Raw genomic sequence first — 15,711 nt, forward strand, 5'->3', positions numbered from 1 at the left:
CTGCTCCCGGCTCGAACGCCTCAGCGGGGACCGCTCGATCCGGCCCGGGGCACAAGGGAGTTGGCGGCCCCGGGAAGGCGCCCGGATCACGGGCGCGCCCCCGGGGCGGGTCTCATACGACCTGCACGTCACCCACGACGAGCCAGCCGCCCGCGGTCGTGCCCTGCGCGGCGAGCGCGATGCCGGGCACGTTGCCCTTCGAGGTGTCGACCAGGGCGACGCCCCAGCGGTAGGCGCCCTTCGCGACGTTGAGCGCCGTCGAGGTGAACGCGTACGACGTGGTGGAGCCCTTGAGCCAGGCCGACGGGTCGCTGGCGGTGTCCACGAACACCTTCGCCGCGGTGCCGTCGGAGGTGAGCAGCGCGACCGCCGCCTTGTACCGGTGGTTCCACGCCGGGATGTTGTCCGGCAGGTAGCCCCAGCCGAGGTTGGCCCAGGTGTGCGTGAACGCGGCGGTGCCGCCGGCGGCGACGGAGCCGGGCGCGACGACCTGCGTCGGGTAGAGCCGGTATCCGCCGCCGCCGTCGAAGGACTGCACCAGCGGGTAGGCGTCCGAGAACCACGTCAGGCACTCGCCGACCCGGAAGTCCATCATGTTCACGTGCGCCTCGGCCGAGTCGTCGTACTCGCCCTGCCGTACGTCGGCGACCGTCGTGTAGCCGCGCGGGTCGACGCTGTAGTTCATGGAGCCGGTGACCCAACCGCCTTCCATGATGATGGGCCGCTGGTAGCGCCATTTCGCGGCGATCGCCTTTTCCCAGTCGCCGTAGTAGTCCGTCATTCCGAATGCGTCGTGGCGCAGCACGTATCCGGCATTGAATGCGATGTCGAGCAGCGCCTCGCTGTCCGGGTCCGGGTCGCCCCATCCCTCTCCGGTGCCGATCATCCGGTGGTAATTCATCGCGAGGGCGACCTTCGGGAATGCGGCGGAATACTCGCCGACGATCCAGCGGAACACCGATTCGCGGTTGGCGGCGTCGAGATAGAGGACGGTGTGGCCCTCGCCCCATTTCCCGAGTCCGTAGCCGTCGACGTAGTCCGTGACGGCCGGGTCGCCGTACTGGGCGCCGAACGCCCGCAGGAAGGCGGAGAACTTCGCCTGGAACACCGGGTCGTCCGGGTACGGCGACCACACCGTCTTGCTGCCGGTCTGCGTCTCGTACCCCTGGGCGCCGGCGGCGCGCACGTAGTCCGGCGTGAAGTCGTAGGACTTGTCGCGGCTGTCGACCACGACGCGGAAGGCCAGCCGCAGGCCGCGGGCGCGGGCCTCGTCGATGGCGAGCTTGACCGGGGTGTCCGACTGCCAGGCGTACACGCCCTCGGACGGCTCCAGCAGGGACCAGGCGACCCGCATGTAGTACACCGACGCGTAGTCCGTCACCTTGGCGGTGGCGGTCGACCCCTCGACCGGCACCGCGTCGTACTGCGTCCAGTAGTCCGACGGGAAGGACGTGTTGGCGTAGAGCGACCAGCCGTTGAGCGGGTTGCGCAGCACCGTGGTGGTGTCCGGCGTGAAGGCCGCGGTGATTCGGGGGTGGACGCCGTGGCCGTGGCCGTGCCCGGGGGACCGGGTCGCCGCGGCCGCCGGCCCGGCGAGAAACGTGCCGGAGGCCGCGGTGGCCAGTCCAAGACCGAGAGCGGTTCTCCGGCTGATCTTGTTCGACTCCGTCATGCGTTCTCTCCCTTGAAAACGACGAAAACGACGTGGTTTTTCGATGATGGGCGTTCGCGAATCGGCGGGGCAAGAGCCGGGTGCGAAGAGAACAGATCTCGCACATTCGGGGTGCGGGGCGGCGGAGTTCAGAAATGCGGGCAGTCGGTTGATTCGGGCCTGCCGGTGAATTCGGAACAGCCGGAATCGTGGCGAATCAGTCGGTGGCGGCGCGGGTCACCCGCAGCACGTGTTCCCCCTCGCGTGCGGGCACGCGCTGGACGAGGCGGGTGCGGAAGACCCGCCCGTTCCAGGCGCGGGCGAGTTTCGCGTCGTCGAGTTCGACCGGCTCCACGACGATGTCGAACCGGTCGCGCTCCAGCGCCACATGGGCCGCGCCGACCGTGAACCCGTGTGCGTCCGGGCGCGGTTCGAGCGCGGTCATGAACACCAGCGTCATGGTGCCGTCCTCGGCGAACGTCCAGCTGTCGCGGACCTCGACGGCCGGGCCGCCGCGGTCGAGCAGCACGGTGCGCCCGCAGCGCCGCAGCCGGCTGGACTCCGGGTAGGCGGCGGTGAGGTCCGCCGTCAGCTGCGTGGTGGTCCCGTCGTCGTGGAAGGCGGTGCCGGTGGCGCGGTACTGCGCGCCGGGCAACTGCTCGACGCCGCCCGGCAGCGGCACGTTGTGCCAGGCGCTGCGCATGGTCCAGATCGTGTACCGGGTCGACGGTTCGAACGTCTCGCGCCGGTAGACGCCGACTCCGACGTCGATCAGGACGGGGTCGCCGTCCAGCGCGACGATGACGCCGCCGGCGTCGTTGTGGTTGTGGCTGACGTCGTTGTGGCCGCCCTTGGCCGCGACGAACAGGCCCGTGGTGTCGCCGGCGCGCTCGCGGGCCACCGCGACCTCGGTGCCGGGCAGGTAGAGCGCCGCCGGCATGCCGGGCGCCGCCTCGCCGTCGGTCCAGTCGGGGGCACGCAGCGCGGTGAGGGTGCGGCGGAACAGCGGCGCGAGCTGCCCGTCGAAGCGCAGCGGGTGCGTGCGGCCCATCCACCGCGCGTGCCGGACCACCTCCTCGTCGCCGACCCGGGCGCCGAAGCGGGCGAGCAGGTGCCAGTTGGCGTTCTCCGGCAGCACCGGTGAGCCGTCGGAGTAGTTGACCTGGGAGTTCTCGCCGATCTGCATGCTCATCGGGAAGCGGGCCATCTGCGGGACGGGTACGACCGGGAAGCCGTCCAGCGCCCCCGCGGTCAGCTCCTGGAGCAGGTCGAGGGCTTCGAAGAGGGTGGCGCCGGCCCACCACCAGTAGGTGGCGCCCTCGTCGCAGCTGCCGTCGTCGTCGTACCCGGCGCGGAAGCGGTCGAGGATGACCAGCGCGCGGTCGACGGTGGCGGCCAGCCGCTCCTGGTCGGTCTCCACGACGGCGGCGCAGACCAGCACGTTCGACACGATCCACGGCGCCCAGTTGTTGGGCGGCCCGTCGACGCCGTGCCAGAAGTAGACCTCCTTCTCCCACGGGTCCAGCACCCGGCGGCGGATCTCGTAGCGCACCCGGGCCCGGATGCCGGGGTAGTCGCGCTCCAGGCGCGCGCCGGCGACGGCGTCGATCCCGGCCAGCATGGCGCCGATCGAGGCGTTCGCGAGGTCGAGGACGTCCCGGCCCGGGACGGGCAGGAACGGCCGCTCGCCGGATTCCGGCAGCGCGTAGTGCGACGGCAGGCACCAGGCGCTCAGCTCGCACATCCGCCAGACGCCGTCCGCGAGCTGCGGCACCAGTGCGTCGTCGCCGGTGGCGGCGAGCAGCAGGGCGGTGGTGCCGACCACGCCGCACATCGCGTGCTCGGCGCGCTCCTGGGGCACCCGGTCGCCGGTGCGGCTGTAGGCCGCCCACCGGGTGAGGCTGTGCGGCGCGGCGGCCGCCTTCTCCTGCCAGAGCAGGTGTTCGGCGTGCAGCGCCTGCCGGTCGCGTTCGGCGACGCCGGCCCAGGCGGCGCGGTCCTCGACCGGCGGGGCCGGGGACCAGGCCCCGACCCGCACCGCGGCACGGACCTCGGGAGTGAACAGGGAACGGAGAGAGGTTTCGCTGGTATGCACGGGTGCGGGTCCCTTGGTGGTCGGACGGTCGGCGCTGCTGTTTCTGCCGGGCCGGATCAGGGGTGCTGCTTGGCGTAGGCCGACTCGTACTCGCCGCGGATGGTGTTGCCGACGTTGGCGGTCCAGGTGCGGATGGCGCCGCGGACCTTGGACAGGTTGGCGCGGCCCAGGATGTAGTCGTTCATCGTGTCCAGGACCGCGGACTCCGCGGAGCCGGACTGCGAGGCGGTGGCCGAGTACAGGCCGGTGGCGGGGTTCTGCACCAGCATGTGCTGCGTGCCGACCTGCCACTCGTGCGAGCGGCGCAGCTGCTCGTCCTTGCGGACCGCGAGGTTGAGCACCTGCGGACCGGCGGCCAGGCGGTACAGCGAGCTGGCGTTGACCATGGTCTCGCCGGCCTTGGTCAGGGCGGCGTTCGCGCCGGAGCCGGTGTAGTGGACGCCCTCCTTGCCGTGCGTCAGGTCGAACTGCTCCTGCGAGCCGAAGGGCGCGGCCAGGTAGTTCAGCAGGCGCAGCTGCTCCTTGATGGTGGCCGGGCTCGCCTTCTTCAGCGCGGTGAAGGAGAAGCTCGACGAGCCCTGGTAGTTGCCGCCCTTGCCGCCGTCGGCGCCGAAGGGGACGACCCCGCCGGTCACGACGCCGTCGGGCAGCGTGGTGTCCAGCAGCGCGGAGATGCCGTCCATGTGCAGCAGCACCGTGCCGTTGGCGATGTACGTCTTGGCCTGCGCGCTCTGCATGCTGGGGGTGTCGGGGTGGTAGTAGCCCGCCGAGTACAGCTTCTTGATGTAGCTGACGGTGCGCACCCACTCCTCGGTCTCGTACTTGCTGACGAACTTGCCGTCGGCGGTGCGCTTCCAACCGTTGGGCACCCCGAAGATGGCGCCCATGATGTCGTAGGCCCAGTCGACGAGGTCGGCGCCGCCCTGGCCGGTGATGGCGTAGCGGTTGGCCTTCGCGTCGGTGATCGACTTGCACAGCTCGGTGAAGTCGGCCTCGTTCTTGGGCGCGGGCTCCTGGCCGGTGAGCTTCTTGATGATGTCCGGGCGGCACACCAGGATGCTGCCGAACGGTGGCCGGTGCTCGGGCACACCGTAGATCTTGCCGTTGATCCGGGCGCTCACCCAGGACAGCGACGGGATGTTCGCGAGGTTCGGGTACTCCTTGATCTTGTCGCCGGACAGGTACTCGGACAGGTCCTGGAACCGGGAGGCGAGGATCTGCGGGTACCGCGGCGGCATCGCGAAGGTGAGGAACTCCACCATCTGCGGCAGGGAGTTGCCCGCGATCATGGTGGCGAACTTCTCCGCGAAGGAGTCGCCGGGCACGAAGGTCAGGTCGAACTTGGCATTGGCCTGCTTGCCGATGTACTGGAGGTAGGTGTTGTTCGCCGGCGGCGGGGCGTCGTAGGTCACCACGAAGCCGGACGTGGTGCTGCCGTCGCCGACGGTGCCCGTGACGGACCTGTACAGCTCGCTCTGCGCCGGGGAGTTGTAGTACACCGGCTGGACGACGCCGTTGCCGGCCAGGTCGGGCTTGGGGCCCTTGGTCACCGGTATGTACGTCGGCAGCGGGGTGAGGGTGTCGGACAGCTTGTTCATGCCGGCCGCGTCACTGGAGGAACAGGCGGACAGCGCGCCGCCGGTGCCGAGGGCCAGCAGGCCGAACGCGGCGCCGCCGAGGAGCTTGCGCCGGCTGATCGAGCCGTTGGTGGGCATGTTCATCGGACTTCTCCTTTGAAGTGGACTCCGTGTCGGGGGGGATGGCGGCGGCTCAGCCCTTGACGGCCCCGGTGAGCACACCCTTGGTGAGGTGCCGCTGGACGAACGGGTAGGCGAGGGCGATCGGCGCGATCGCGATCATGACGACCGCCATCTGCACGGACTGCGCGGCGGGGTGGATGGTGGTGTCACCGACACCGGAGACGAGGGAGGAGCCCTGGAGCACATAGGTGCGCAGCACCAGCTGGAGCGTCCACTTCGTCGAGTCGTTGATGTAGAGCAGGGCGTTGAAGAACGCGTTCCAGTAGCCGACGGCGTAGAAGAGGGTGACGACGGCGATGACCGCGCGGGACAGCGGCAGCACGATCTGCCACAGCACCCGGAACTCGCCCGCGCCGTCCATCTTCGCGCTGTCGATGAGCTCCTTCGGTATGCCCATCATGAAGCCGCGTACGACGACCAGGTTGAAGACGCTGAAGGCCGACGGCAGGATCAGCGCCCAGTAGTTGTTGACCAGGCCCAGCTGCTTGACCACCAGGTACAGCGGGATGAGGCCGGGCGTGAAGAGGAACGTCACCAGCACGAAGGTCAGCAGCGGCCGCTGGAAGAGCGATCCGGGACGGCTCAGCGCCCATGCGGCCAGCACCGTCGAGCTGACGCTGATCGCGGTGCCGACCAGGGTGACCAGTGCGGTCACCACGATCGCCCGGGTCACGATCCCGCCGGTCAGGATCTGCGAGTAGGCCGACAGGTCGAACGACTTCGGCCACACCACGTAGCCGCCGGCCGCGGTGATGTCGTCGTTGGTGGACACACTCGTGGAGAAGACGATGAGGAACGGGAAGAGGATGACGGCGAGCAGGATCACGACGGCGACACTCTTGAGCGCCAGCACGACGGGCTTGGGTTTTCCGGCCCAGACCGGACGGCGGATAGTGCTCATGACCGCGAGTACACCCCTTGTTCTCCGAGCATGTGCGCGGCCTTGTTCGCTCCCAGGATGAGGATGAACCCGACCACGCCCTTGATGAGTCCGACCGCGATGCCCACACCCCAGTTGCCGTCGACGACACCGTGGTAGTAGACGTACGTGTCGAGGACCTCGGCCGCGTGCGCGCCCACCGCGTTGCGTTGCAGGATGATCTGCTCGAAGCCGACGGACAGCGCCTCGCCCAGGCGCAGGATGAGCAGCAGCACGATGATCGGCCGGATGCCGGGCAGTGTGACGTGCCAGAAGCGGCTCCAGGCGCCCGAACCGTCGATCGCGGCCGCCTCGTAGAGGGAGTCGTCGATGGCGGCGAGCGCGGCCAGGAAGATGATCGTGCCCCAGCCGGCGTCCTTCCAGATCAGCTGCGAGGTCAGCAGCAGCTTGAAGGTCGACGGGTCGCTCATCACGGTGATCGTCGACTCGTTGGCCTGCCGCAGCATGTGGTTGACCACGCCGCCCGAGCCCAGCGACTCCTGGAAGAAGCCGACGACGATCACCCAGGACAGGAAGTGCGGCAGGTACAGCACCGACTGGACCAGCACCCGCAGCCACGGCCACACCAGGGAGTGGATCAGCAGTGCCAGCGCGATCGGCACCGGGAAGAAGAGCACCAGCTGCATCAGGGTGATCTCAAGGGTGTTGACCACCGCGCGCCAGAACGTCGGGTCGGCGAAGAGCGTCTGGAAGTTCTGCAGGCCGATCCACGGGCTCTGGGTGATCGGCACGTAGGGCTGGTAGTCCATGAACGCGATCACGTTGCCGAACAGCGGCACATAGACGAAGAGCAGCAGCAGGACGACGGCCGGCGTCACCATGATCAGCAGCGGGTAGTCCTGCCGCAGCCGGGCGAGGAACGGGACGCGTCGTTCGACCAGTTCGTGACCGTGGCGGTCGGTACGGGTCGCTGCGGGGGCGACCAACTTCGCGCTCATGCGGCTCCTTTGCCTCGGGTGGTTGCGGGTGTCCGGGAGTTGGCTCGGCGACGACCACGGTGCGACGTTCGAACACTTCGACATCTCTAAGTGCTCATATGATGAGAGTCAAGAGCGATTATTCATCCGCACACCAAACGCACATGGGGAGCGACGATGCACCCGAGTCAGCGCCAGGAGCGCATCCTGGCCGAGTTGCGTGTCCACGGGAGCCTGTCCGCAACCGACTTCGCCGCCCGGGAGGGTGTCTCGGCGATGACGGTCCGGCGGGATCTCGGCGAACTGGCCGACCGCGGCGCCCTGCGGCGCGTGCACGGCGGTGCCGTTTCGGTGGAGACGTACCCGACCGCGGGCGTCCCGCACCGGCCGGCGCCCCGGTCGGCGCCGGGGGAGCCGACCGCCGCGCTGTTCACGCTGGGGCTTGTCGTCCCCGACCCCGGCTACTACTTTCCCAAGGTCGTGGCCGGGGTCGCCGAACGCACCGAGGCCCTCGGCGGGCGCGTCGTCCTCGGCGTCTCGCAGTACGACCGGGCCCTGGAGCGGCAGCAGATCAAGCGCTTCATGTCGAGCGGGATCGACGGGCTGCTGGTCACCACGACGACCGCCGACGCGTACCCGGCGCTGGAGCTGCTGAGCCAGGCGGCGATGCCGGTGGTGATCGTCGAACGCGCCGTGACCGAGGCGCCCATCGGGGCCGCCACCTTGGAGTCCGTGCGCAGCGACCACGGCGCGGGCGCCGCCGTCGCCATCCGGCACCTGGCCGAACTGGGGCACCGCTCGGTCGGCGTCGCGATGTTCGACACCCCCACCTCGCCGCAGCTGCGCACCGGTTACAAGCGCGCCGTGCGCCAACTCGGACTGCGCACCGACGCACCGGTGGAGATCATCGACGAGACCGCCTCGGTGGGCGCCGCGACCCGCCGCTTCGTCACCCGCTGCCTCGACGCGGGCACCACCGCGGTGTTCGTGCATTCCGACCACTACGCGGTGGAGTTCGTGAAGACCGTGCTCGAGATGGGCGTCTCGATCCCGGGCGACCTGTCGGTGGTGGCGTACGACGACGAGGTCGCCGCGTTCGCCGCGGTGCCGCTGACCGCGGTGGCCCCGCCCAAGCACGACGTGGGCCGGTTCGCGGCCACCATGTGTTTCGAGCGTCTTTCGGCAGCCGCCGAACTGGGTTTCGCGCGCCGCCACATGACGCTGACGCCGACCCTGAGCATCCGGGAGTCGGCCCGTCCGGTGTTCGACTCCTGATCGATTGCACCCCGCGCCTTGACTTCGCACATCGCTCCGGGCTGAGGTGGGATTCGCTGTTCGCCGGAGGGGAGTCCACCGTCATATGACGTCGAACATCAACACCATGGGGCCGCCGCACATCGATGCGGTGCGCACCGTCGCGGTCGGCTTCGCGATGCCAGGCCCGACGTTCGGCCGGGTCTTCGCCGCCGCCGACCTCGCGGCGCTGCACGCCGCGAGCACCGTGCGGCTGCTCGCCGACCGGCCGCTCGACCTGGACGGCGCGGCCGACACCGCGCACCTCGCCGAGGTCGAGGTGCTCGTCACCGGGTGGGGCTCGCCGGTCCTGGACGCCGGACGCCTGGACCGGATGCCGCGGCTGCGCGCCGTGGTGCACTCCGCCGGCTCCATCCGGCCCGTGGTCGACGACGAGGTGTGGCGGCGCGGCATCGCCGTCGCGTCGAGCGCCACCGCCAACGCGGTGCCGGTGGCGGAGTTCTCGGTCGCCATGATCGTGCTCGCCGCGAAGCGGGCCCTGGCCGGCGCGGACCTGCTGCGCGCCGCCGACGGCCACGCCGTCGACATCGAGGGCACCTGGCCGATCGTCGGCATGCACGGCATCACCGTCGGCGTCGTGGGGGCCTCCCGCGTCGGCCGCGCCGTGATCGAGCGGCTGCGCGGGTACGACGTCCGCGTGGTGCTGGCCGACCCGCACATCGACGCGGCGGACGCGGCCCGGCTCGGCGTCGAGCGGATGGCCCTGGCCGACCTCTGCGCGGCCAGCGACATCGTCTCGCTGCACGCGCCGCTGCTGCCGTCCACCGCCGGCATGCTGGACCGCGCCGCCATCGACGCGATGCGCCCGGGCGCGACACTGGTGAACACCGCGCGCGGCGGGCTGGTGGACCAGGAGGCGCTGGCCGACCGGCTCGACCGGGGCGACCTCGCCGCGATCCTCGACGTCACCGAGCCGGAGGTGCTGCCGTCCGGCGCCCGGCTGCGCGCCACACCGAACACCTTCATCACCCCGCACATCGCCGGCTCGCAGGGCAACGAACTGCGCCGGCTCGCCGGCAACGCGGTACGCGAGACGCTGGCGTTCAGCGCGACCGGCAGCTTCGCGGAACCGATCGCCTTCGAGCGGTCCGTCCTCCAGGCCTGAGAGCGGAGCGCCGCCACGATGACCGACATCACCACCGCCCGCCCGTTCCTCGACCAGCACGGGCGGTTCGCCCAACTCCACGGCGCCGGCGTCCTGCGGATCGGCGACCGCTTCTACGCCTGGGGCGAGGACAAGAGCGCCGGCGGCACCTTCGCGGGCATCGCCTGCTACTCCTCGGCCGACCTGGCGGCCTGGCGGCACGAGGGCACCGCGCTGGCCGTCGGCGACGGCGACCTCGCCCCCGGCCGCGTGGTCGAACGCCCGAAGGTGCTGCGCCACCCGCGCACCGGGCAGTACGTGATGTACCTCCACATCGACTCCGCGGACTACGCCGACGCGCGCGTGGGCTTCGCGACGAGCGACGACCCGGCCGGACCGTACTCGTACCGCGGCAGCGTGCGGCCGATGGGACACCTCAGCCGCGACATCGGTGTCTACGCGGAGGACGGCGCCGGCTACCTGCTGTCCGAGGACCGCGACCACGGGCTGCACATCTACCGGCTCACCGAGGACCTGCTCGGCGTCGAGGAGCTGGTGGCCACCACGCTCGGCGAGAGCGGTGACCACGGCTACGAGTCGCCCGCGCTGGTCCGGGCCGAGGGCACCTACTACCTGTTCGGCTCCGACCTCACCGGCTGGGCCGCCAACGACAACCGGTACGCGACCGCGCCCTCGCTCGCCGGGCCGTGGTCGCCCTGGCGGCGGTTCGCACCGGCGGGGTCGGCGACGTACGACTCGCAGATCAGCACGATCGTCCCGGTCGAGGGCAGCGAGCGCACCGCGTACGTGTACGTCGGGGACCGGTGGCTGCCCGAGGAGTTGGAGCGGTCGCTGCCGGTGTGGCTGCCGATCCGGATCGGGGGCGGGCAGGCCCGGTTGGAGTGGGCGGGGCGGTGGAGGGTGGACGTCGCGACGGGCGAGGTCGAGGTGGAGCCGGGCGAGGCCGAGGCGGTGCCGGGCGAGGCCGAGGCGGCGGAGGCATGAGCGGCAACGGCAACGGCAACGGTCCTTCCGGCGGCAGCGGTCCTTTCGTGCTGCCCGCGCCCGACGCGGAGCGCTCGCCCCTCACCGGGTGGACGCGCGCGCACTGGGAGGCGGTCGGCCGGCGCTGGCTGTCGCGCATCGAACCGTACGACAGTGCCGGCGGCGCCCTGCCGCGGCTGCCCGGCCGCGTCACCGGCGACGGCGAGCGGCGCGAGAGCATGGAGGCGGTCGGCCGGTCCTTCCTGCTCGCCGCACCGCTCATCGCCGGCGCCCGGGGCACGGAGGCCGAGGCGCTCACGGAGCGGTACGCCCGCGCGCTGCTGGCCGGGACCGACCCGGACGGCGCCGAGTCCTGGCCGCGCGGCGTCACCTGCCGGGCCCCGGTCACCGGGGTGACGAACTCCATCGTGGAGGCCGCGAACATCGCGTTCGGGCTGCACATCAGCCGCGAGCGGCTGTGGGACCGGCTCGCCCCGGCCGAGCGGCGCCGGATCGCGGACTGGCTGCGCCACCACGCGCGGCTGGAGGTCTGGCACAACAACTGGCAGCTGTTCCCGGCGATGGCGGAGGGCTTCCTCCGCTCGGTCGGGGAGGACACCTCCGGGTGCACCGGCACGCGCAACGTCCGCCGCGTGGAGTCCTGGTACCTCGAACAGGGCTGGTACACCGACGGCCCCGAGCACGCCGTCGACTACTACAACGCCTGGGCCATCCACCCCTACCTGTGGGCCTGGTACCGGATGACCGACCGGACCGCGACACCCGACGGCGCGCGGCACCTCGAACGGCTCGGCGCGTTCGCCGGGTCCTGGGCCGACACCGTGGCGCCCGACGGCTCGATGCTGCACGTCGGGCGGTCGCTGACGTACCGGACCGCCGCGCTCGCGGCGCTGTGGTGCGCGGAGATCTCCGGGGTCAACCCGCTGACGCCCGGGGCGACCCGGCGGCTCGCGTCCGGGGTGCTCGCGCGGTTCACCGCGGCCGGGGTCGGCATCGCGCACCCGCCGGAGCTGGGCTGGTACCGCCCGTACGAGCCGATCGCGCAGACCTACAGCGGGTTCGGGTCGTCCTACCTGGCCGGCATCGGGTTCCTCGGGCTCGCGATCGACCAGGACGCGCCGGTGTGGACCGCGGCGGAGCAGCCGCAGCCGACCGAGCGCGGGCCGCGGACCCGGGTGATGCCGGAGCTGGGGTGGCTGCTGCGAACCCAACAGGACGGCATCGTACGGCTGGTGAACCACGGCAGCGACCACTGCGAGATCCCCGTCGAGCCGACCCGGGCCGACCCCGACGACCCGCACTACGCCAAGTTCGGCTACTCGAGCCACACCGCGCCCGGCACGGCGGCCGGTTGGACCGCCAACGTCGACGGGCACCTGGCGCTGCTCGACGCCGGCGGGCGGGCCAGCCACCGCGGGGTGATCCGGGCGATGCGGGTGGAGGGTGCCGTGGCCGGCTCGGTGCACCTGCCGCAGCTCGACGGCCGCCTGCTGCCCGGGTGCTCCGTGGTCAGCGTCACCGTCCTCGACGGCGACCTCGAACTGCGCGCCCACCTCGTGCGGACGCCGCGGCCGCGGCCGGTGCGCGAGGGCGGCTGGGCCGTCGCCGACACCTCGCCCCTCACCACCCGCACCCCCGGTGGCCCGGGCACCGCCCGCACCGCCGCCGTCACCCGCGCGGACGGCCTCACCGCCACCGTCGTCGGCCTGTACGGCTGGCAGCACGCGGCCACCCACGCCGAACGCGACACCAACGCGATGGGCCCCTACTCCGCGGTCCCCGTCCTCACCGCCACCGCCGGCACCCCGACCACCGTCCTCGTCTCCCTCCACACCCTCACCCGCACCGCCCCCACCCCGACCGACCTGGCCGACCTCGCCACCGCGGTCCGCGTCGAGGTCCACGGCACCGTCCTGCACGCCCACTGGCGCACCGGCCCCCACCACACCCTCGACCTCGCCACCTTCGTGCCGTGGGACGGCGAGGTGCCCGCCGCGCACTGAACGAAGAGCGGGCCGCGCGCACCGCACCGGCCAACAGGAGAAGCCGCGTCCCCCTTGGTCGGGGGCGCGGCTTCGCCGGTGGTGGGGCGGGGGCTACAGGGCGGCGCCGAAGCCGACGCGGCGGGCGGCGGGCTCGCCGATCTCCACGTAGGCCAGACGGTCGGCGGGGACCAGGACCTTGCGGCCGTGCTCGTCCACCAGGCTCAGCAGCTTGCTGGTGCCCGAGAGCGCGTCGGCGACAGCGGTTTCCACCTCGTCGGCCGACTGCGAGCTCTCGATGCTGATCTCGCGCGGCGCGTGCTGCACGCCGATCTTGACCTCCACGGCTTGGATACCTCCGATGGTCGGGCGGTGTGCGCGGTTGGATCGCGCCGTACGGAGCACAGCGTAGCCCCGCCCGGCGGACGGCACGGGCACGCCGCAAACGCCGTGAGCGAACAGCCCGCGCTACTCGGGCCGGTGGTCGCCCTCGGCGCCGTGCAGCGGGAACCCGGCGATACCACGCCAGGCCAGCGACGTGAGCAGCTGCACCGCGGTGTCCCGCGGCACCTCGCTGCCGCTGGCCAGCCAGTAGCGCGCCACCACCTGCGAGACACCGCCCAGGCCCACCGCGAGCAGCATGGACTGCTCGGCCGGCAGCCCGGTGTCCTCGGTGATGACCTCGCTGATCGCCTCGGCGCACTCCAGCGCGACCTTGTCCACCCGCTCCCGCACCGCGGGCTCGTTCGTCAGGTCGGACTCGAAGACCAGCCGGAACGCGCCGCCCTCGCCCTCGACGTAGGCGAAGTACGCGTCCATCGTGGCCTCGACGCGCTTCTTGTTGTCCGTGGTGGACGCCAGCGCCGTGCGCACCGACTGGAGCAGCGACTCGCAGTGCTGGTCCAGCAGCGCGAGGTAGAGCTCCAGCTTCCCGGGGAAGTGCTGGTAGAGCACCGGCTTGCTGACCCCGGCCCGCTCGGCGATGTCGTCCATGGCCGCGGAGTGGTAGCCCTGCGCGACGAACACCTCCTGGGCCGCGCCCAGCAGTTGCTCGCGCCGGGCCCTGCGGGGCAGGCGCGTGCCACGCGGCCGTGCCGCCTGAGTCTGCTCGATGGCTGTCACGCCGCCTCCCAGTTCTGGTGGTGAAGGTACGAATGAGCACCGCACTGGCCATCGTACTTTTCAGTAACGACCCTGTGCGCCGCGCGGACGGACATTCTCACTTCCTGGGACCTGCGGGCGAAACCTCACGGGCGGCATTCCCTGGCGCACCGGGGGTCCCGGGCGCCCACGGACCCGGTCAGCGGTAGTCGTCCTCGTCACGGGTGACCGCACGGCGCTGCTCCGCGGCGTCCACCGGGTCGGCCTCGGCCGCCTGGTCCGCGGGCCGCGCGGTGACCTGGTCGTCATCCGGTTCGACCAGGTCGGCGCGCTGCTCGGCGGTGTCCGCCTCGGGCGCCTCCAGGTCGAGCGAGGGGTCGCGGTCGGCGTCCTCGCGGGAGGTCTCCGCGGCCTCCGCCTCGTCGATCACGCCGATCTCGTCCCGTTCGTCCACCTCGGCCGGCCCGCCGTCGGCGCCATGGGCGCGGTTGGTGGCGTCGGTGGCGTTGGTGTCGTTGCTTCCGGTCCGGTCGGACATGGCCCCTCCTCGTGCAGAAACGCGCAGAACCGCCACCTTCGAGCGTAGGAGCTGCCGCGCGCATGCGCAGGGCGGCCCCGGGCGGCAGCCCGCAGCGCGGCCCGGGCGGCGGCCGTACCGCGGGCGCACCGGGGGCGCACCGCGGACACCCGGGATGGCGGCTTTCGGCTCCTCCTGCCCGCCGTCGGGCCGCTTCTCGCCGCGAACCCAGGGGCGTTGGCGTGATCCTCTCGTAATATTGCCGTATGCCCTCGACCGATCTTCCCCGCGCGGCCGTTGCACCGGCGGCCGTACCACCGGAGGGGCCGCCGCTGGCGGCCGGCGAGACGGTGCGGACCGTGGGGCTGCCCGGGCTGAGCCTGGTGGTCCGGTCGCGGTCCGACGGCGGACCGGAGCCCGCGCTGTGCGTGCACGGCCTCGGCGGCTCCTCGCAGAACTGGTCCGCCCTGATGGCCCGGATCTCCGACATCGTGGCTCCGGAAGCCCCGGACCTGCCCGGATTCGGCCATTCTCCGCCGCCGGACAACGCCGACTACACGATCCCGGGGCAGGCCAGAGCCGTGATCCGGCTGCTGGACGCGGAGGGCCGCGGCCCGGTCCACCTGTTCGGCAACTCGCTGGGCGGCTCGGTCGCCGTCAAGGTCGCCGCGGCCCGCCCGGACCTGGTGCGCACCCTCACCCTGATCTCGCCCGCGCTCCCGGAGGTCCCGCCGCAGCTCACCGCGTGGCCCACCGTGTTCGCCGGGGCACCCGGGGTGATCCAGCTCTACACCCGGCTGACCCGCGACTGGTCCCCGCAGCGCCGCACCCACGCCCTGCTGTCGCTCTGCTACGGCGACCCGGACGCGGTGGACCCGCAGGCCGTCGAGGCGGCCGCCGCCGAGTACGAGCGCCGGATGCGGCTGCCGTACTTCCGGGACGTGATGGTCCGCTCCGTGCGCGGACTGGTGGACGCCTACACCCTCGGCGGCCAGCACGCCCTGTGGCGCCAGGCCGAGCGGGTCCTCGCCCCGACCTTGCTGGTGCACGGCGGGCGCGACAAGCTGGTCTCCGCCAAGTCCGCCCGCCGTGCGGCCGGCGCCTTCCGGGACCGCCGGACGCTTGTCATCCCCGGCAGCGGGCATGTGGCGATGATGGAGTACCCGGAGCTGGTCGACCGGGCCTTCCGCGACCTGCTGGCCGACGTCGCCGCGCGCGAGCGCGAGCACGCCGGGCCGGCGGGGTCCGGCGGCCCGGCGGACAGCGGCACGCACCCGGGCGCGAGCAGGAGTACGGGCACGAGCACGGATACGGGCACCGACGCGGCGACCAGGAGCTGATCGAG

General features: G+C 71.9%; 13 protein-coding genes. 5 read left to right on the forward strand and 8 right to left on the reverse strand.

What is annotated here, in order from left to right:
• Positions 1 to 112: 112 nt before the first annotated feature.
• From AC3EVP_RS03535 to AC3EVP_RS03555, 5 genes are all read right to left on the reverse strand, one after another.
• Positions 113 to 1,672, reverse strand: a complete 1,560-nt coding sequence (locus AC3EVP_RS03535) for a hypothetical protein (RefSeq protein ID WP_435125852.1) — start codon at positions 1,670 to 1,672, stop codon at positions 113 to 115.
• Positions 1,673 to 1,868: 196 nt separating this feature from the next.
• Complete coding sequence (locus AC3EVP_RS03540) at positions 1,869 to 3,746, reverse strand: heparinase II/III family protein (RefSeq protein WP_435125855.1); 1,878 nt, start codon at positions 3,744 to 3,746, stop codon at positions 1,869 to 1,871.
• A 56-nt stretch (positions 3,747 to 3,802) separates the two neighbouring features.
• Positions 3,803 to 5,467 carry an extracellular solute-binding protein gene (locus tag AC3EVP_RS03545; protein WP_435125858.1) on the reverse strand — a complete coding sequence of 555 codons (1,665 nt, stop codon included), beginning with the start codon at positions 5,465 to 5,467 and terminating at the stop codon, positions 3,803 to 3,805.
• Positions 5,468 to 5,516: 49 nt separating this feature from the next.
• Positions 5,517 to 6,407: a carbohydrate ABC transporter permease gene (locus tag AC3EVP_RS03550; protein WP_335977446.1), complete on the reverse strand. Its 891-nt coding sequence runs from the start codon at positions 6,405 to 6,407 to the stop codon at positions 5,517 to 5,519.
• Positions 6,404 to 7,384, reverse strand: a complete 981-nt coding sequence (locus tag AC3EVP_RS03555) for an ABC transporter permease (protein ID WP_335977444.1) — start codon at positions 7,382 to 7,384, stop codon at positions 6,404 to 6,406. Before AC3EVP_RS03555 ends, AC3EVP_RS03550 begins: the two co-directional genes overlap by 4 nt.
• 156 nt (positions 7,385 to 7,540) lie before the next feature.
• Between AC3EVP_RS03555 and AC3EVP_RS03560 the strand changes: the two genes are divergently transcribed.
• From AC3EVP_RS03560 to AC3EVP_RS03575, 4 genes are all read left to right on the forward strand, one after another.
• The gene (locus AC3EVP_RS03560) at positions 7,541 to 8,638 is read left to right on the forward strand and encodes a LacI family DNA-binding transcriptional regulator (RefSeq protein ID WP_435125862.1); all 1,098 of its coding nucleotides are present in this window, start codon (positions 7,541 to 7,543) and stop codon (positions 8,636 to 8,638) included.
• A gap of 85 nt (positions 8,639 to 8,723) precedes the next feature.
• Entirely contained in the window at positions 8,724 to 9,782 is a 1,059-nt protein-coding gene (locus AC3EVP_RS03565) for a hydroxyacid dehydrogenase (protein WP_435125865.1), read from the forward strand.
• Positions 9,783 to 9,800: 18 nt separating this feature from the next.
• Positions 9,801 to 10,766 carry a family 43 glycosylhydrolase gene (locus AC3EVP_RS03570; RefSeq protein ID WP_435125867.1) on the forward strand — a complete coding sequence of 322 codons (966 nt, stop codon included), beginning with the start codon at positions 9,801 to 9,803 and terminating at the stop codon, positions 10,764 to 10,766.
• Positions 10,763 to 12,769 carry a DUF2264 domain-containing protein gene (locus tag AC3EVP_RS03575; protein ID WP_435125870.1) on the forward strand — a complete coding sequence of 669 codons (2,007 nt, stop codon included), beginning with the start codon at positions 10,763 to 10,765 and terminating at the stop codon, positions 12,767 to 12,769. The genes AC3EVP_RS03570 and AC3EVP_RS03575 overlap by 4 nt, the downstream gene beginning before the upstream one ends.
• Positions 12,770 to 12,862: 93 nt before the next feature.
• On the opposite strand, the gene AC3EVP_RS03580 is transcribed toward AC3EVP_RS03575, so the two are convergent.
• From AC3EVP_RS03580 to AC3EVP_RS03590, 3 genes are all read right to left on the reverse strand, one after another.
• Positions 12,863 to 13,093, reverse strand: coding sequence for a DUF3107 domain-containing protein (locus AC3EVP_RS03580; protein WP_335977432.1), 231 nt, complete (start codon positions 13,091 to 13,093; stop codon positions 12,863 to 12,865).
• Between the two features lie 123 nt (positions 13,094 to 13,216).
• A complete protein-coding gene (locus tag AC3EVP_RS03585) occupies positions 13,217 to 13,870 on the reverse strand; it encodes a TetR/AcrR family transcriptional regulator (protein ID WP_335977429.1) in 654 nt (217 codons plus the stop codon).
• 178 nt (positions 13,871 to 14,048) lie between these two features.
• Positions 14,049 to 14,387, reverse strand: coding sequence for a hypothetical protein (locus AC3EVP_RS03590; RefSeq protein WP_435125874.1), 339 nt, complete (start codon positions 14,385 to 14,387; stop codon positions 14,049 to 14,051).
• A 245-nt stretch (positions 14,388 to 14,632) separates the two neighbouring features.
• Here AC3EVP_RS03590 and AC3EVP_RS03595 point away from each other — a divergent pair, with 245 nt between their 5' ends.
• Entirely contained in the window at positions 14,633 to 15,706 is a 1,074-nt protein-coding gene (locus tag AC3EVP_RS03595) for an alpha/beta fold hydrolase (RefSeq protein WP_435125877.1), read from the forward strand.
• Positions 15,707 to 15,711: the final 5 nt, after the last annotated feature.

The sequence above is a fragment of the Actinacidiphila sp. bgisy144 genome, from assembly GCF_057708105.1.